General features: G+C 57.8%; 3 protein-coding genes. All 3 read right to left on the bottom strand.

Features of this window, described 5'->3' with window-relative positions; translation table 11 throughout:
• Positions 1 to 136 precede the first annotated feature (136 nt).
• Positions 137 to 1,426, bottom strand: coding sequence for a hypothetical protein (locus VMN77_07520; protein ID HTN43630.1), 1,290 nt, complete (start codon positions 1,424 to 1,426; stop codon positions 137 to 139).
• Positions 1,423 to 2,676, bottom strand: coding sequence for a hypothetical protein (locus VMN77_07525; protein ID HTN43631.1), 1,254 nt, complete (start codon positions 2,674 to 2,676; stop codon positions 1,423 to 1,425). Before VMN77_07525 ends, VMN77_07520 begins: the two co-directional genes overlap by 4 nt.
• 105 nt (positions 2,677 to 2,781) lie before the next feature.
• The coding region (locus VMN77_07530) for a hypothetical protein (GenBank protein ID HTN43632.1) at positions 2,782 to 3,304 on the bottom strand (523 nt) is incomplete at its 5' end.

The raw sequence follows: 3,304 nt of genomic DNA on the forward strand, positions 1-3,304 counted from the left end.
TCGGATTGGGAGTAAATACTTGCGGGGAATTAAACCGCTATCAGGGGTCATGCCTTCACTGGGCCTCGTGAATCAACAAATTCGATTCACGCTACTACAAACGGTGGGGCGTGTCAAGCCGAAAACCCGGACTGAATCAATGGGCCATGGTATATCGGGTCAGAAAATCAACGATCTTCTTGAAGTCTTCGGGCGTCAAATGGGCCCGCTGACTCATGCGCGCCACGGTCAGTCCCCAATCCCGTTGATTCGCCGGGACCCGCCAGTAGGTCTTCTTCGAATTGAGCCTCGGATCGGTCCAGCCGTGGCAACGGTTGCATTTAAAAAACTCCACCGGAACGGTCGGGCCGGAAGAACTTTTCGGCGGTTCAAGCGCCGGGGAAAGGGAGGCCAGGATCTCGGCGATGCTCAATACGGGAAAACCCGTCAGCACATCCCAACGCTTTCCGCCATCGACCGTTTTCACAACTCCATGATGCGTCGTTCCGGCATAAAGAATTTCCGAATGATCGGGATCGATGGCCAGGCTTCGAATATCCTGGATGGGCAGGCCGTCGTCGGCCTTCTTCCACGTGGCGCCTCCGTTCCGGCTTTTCATGACGCCGTTCCCGCGCGTCGCGATGTAGATCGTCCCGGAATGTCGGGGATCGATCACGATGTCGCTGATCCAGATGTTTTTTAAACCCCTCCCCAACGCGGTCCAGTGCTCCCCGCCATCCCGACTCCGCAAAAATCCGTTCTTGACCGTTCCCATAAATACCGAACCCGTCTTCGGATCCCAAGCGAACGCGGTAATATGTTCCTTCTCAACGGCCCCGCCGACCGCCTCCCATTTTTCGGCCTTCCTTTCCCTTTTATATAGCCCCCGGCTCGTTCCCAATAATAGCTCGATCGGACCGGAGGGAAGATCGATTAGACGCTCAACAATCTCGATCCGGGCGATCGGAAGTCCCTCGCCGTAGAAGACCCAGCCCGCCCCCCCGTCCGGACTCCGGTAGACGCCCGCGGTCGTCGCCGCATAAATCGTTTCAGGATGGGCCGGATCCAGCACGAGGTCCTCGATCGCGGTGTTGCCCAGTTTGCTGTTTTGATCGGTCCAATGCATCCCGCGGTCCACGCTCTTCGAGACCCCGCCGCCCCAGGCCCCCACATAAAGGATTTTGGAATCGGAAGGGTCGATCGTGACCGCATGATGGGTGTAGCTGCCGAGGCCTTGATTGATCAAGGCCCAGGTCGTTCCCCCGTCTCCGCTCTTAAGAATCCCGTAATTGCTCGTCGCCGCGTAGACGGCCTGAGGGTTTTTCGGATCGATCGCGATCCGGTGAATCACAAACGGGCCTTCCTTCGGCTCGGCCGCCCCCGCCGATTCCAAGGGAAGGAGTGCGATGAAGCAGAACGCGATCCGGATGGCATGGGCGCCTCTCATGGTTTGAGTGTCTCGCTTCGTTGTTGCCCGTATGCGGTTAAAAATCGAATCACCTCTTCCTGCTCGGCCGGAGTCAATCCGGCTCCCGGACTCATTCGCTGAACGGTCGGCCTCCAGTCGCGGCGGTTGGGCGAAACCCGCCAGTAGGTCGCCTTTCGATTCAAGGCCGCATCCGCCCATCCGTGACATTTATTGCATTTGAAGAAAGAGGGCGGAGGCGCGACAGGCAGGGGCTTGGGATGGAGCGGAGACGGCGGTTTCAATAGGGAGGCGACCACCTCTTTTAAAGGTTCCACCTCCACTTTCGCGGGTTGATTCCAGGTTTTGCCGCCATCTTTCGAAATAAAAACCCCCTTGTTATGCGTCCCGGCGTAAAGAACCATCGAGTTCTCCGGGTCAATGGCCAGGCTCTCAATCTCCGGTTCCGGTAATCCGGAATTGATCGCCTCCCAGGAGGCCCCCCCGTCCGAACTTTTAAAAAGCCCGCGGTTGACGACGGAAGCATACAGGGTGGTCGGCTTCCCCGGGTCCGGGGCGATCAGGCGAATTTGTTGTTTTTGAAACGGCTCCCCGGTCGGCGTCCAGTTCAATGGGGACCGAATGGCGGTCGGATCGGCAGGGTTTCCATCGGCATTCAAAAGGGCCTTAAAAAGACCTCGATTCATTGTCCCGGCATAGAAGATCCGGCCCGAAGAATCGTAGGAAAGGGCCGTGAGAATATCGCTCCGAAGGTTGCCGTCGACCCCTCGCCAGGCCGGAGCCGAGAAGGGCCTCAGAAAAAGTCCGCCCTGGGCGAGATAAAATCCGCCGGGGGAATTCGGAAAAATGAGAAACGTCGCGATCACATCGCCCTGGAACGACGGCAGACCTTCGTTGAAGGGGTGCCAGCTTCCGCCGGCGTCATCGCTCTTATAAATATCCCCCGTCGATGTCGAAACAACGAGCTGGGCGGGTTGAAGGGGATTGATCGCCAATGCGTGGATGTTCGTGTTGCCCAGTCCGGCATTCACCTCGAACCAATCGTCCCCGGCGTTCTCGCTCTTGTAGACTCCCCCGCCGAACGTGCCCAGATAAAGCGTCTTCGGGTTTTTAGGATCGGCCGCCAAATAATAGACGCTGGTGTTCATCAGACCTCGACGGGCGGGCCGCCAACTGGCTCCCCGATCCTCGCTTTTTAGCAGCCCCTGGGGCCTGGCCGCGGCGTACACAATATTGGGATTCTGAGGATCGATCAAAATCTGATTGATCAAAAGGGGCTCCTGGAGCGCGGCCTGTGCCGGACCGGAGACGATCAAACACACGAGGCCGAAGACCGTGAGAAGGAGTTTTGATTGGAACGGGGGAAGGGCCATGGTTCAATGAGGATTGGTCAAAAGGCGACCGAGACTGGCGGCCGTGGCGTTCCGATAATCCTTCCAGACCACAAGAAACTCCTGCCCGATGGAAGCTACCTTTGCGAAATGGTTTCCGACCGCATTGGGCGCGATCATAATCTCCCGGGGGGTCACCGTTTTCTGCGAAAGATCGATCCAAGCCCCTTTCACGTCCCGGATGACATCCTGAATACCCCGCGGCTTTCCTTTGGACTGATGCTTTTCCCAAACGATAAGACACTGCGACCCCGAACATCGGGCGGAAGGAAACATGTGAAGGTTCGGACTGCTCTCCACCACAAACCCGTTCGCTTCGTCCACCTTCCCGGAGGAATCGACCCGTATTCCGGCCAGCGTGTGGAGGACCGTAGAAGGCTGATCGGCCCAGACGACGAGATAGCGGTCTTTCCCCCAAGCCACGGCCGGAAAACTGGGATTCACGGAGGATCGTGAAAGAACGAAACCATTCGGATCGAGCCGCGTTCCGGAAGCGGAGATACGCCCC

This window comes from Nitrospiria bacterium (genome assembly GCA_035498035.1).
In the GTDB taxonomy this organism is placed as follows: domain Bacteria; phylum Nitrospirota; class Nitrospiria; order JACQBZ01; family JACQBZ01; genus JACQBZ01.

What these genes read in the sequence shown, in the direction of transcription:
- VMN77_07520 (HTN43630.1), bottom strand. Translation starts at nt 1,426, where the DNA reads ATGAGAGGCGCCCATGCCATCCGGATCGCGTTCTGCTTCATCGCACTC.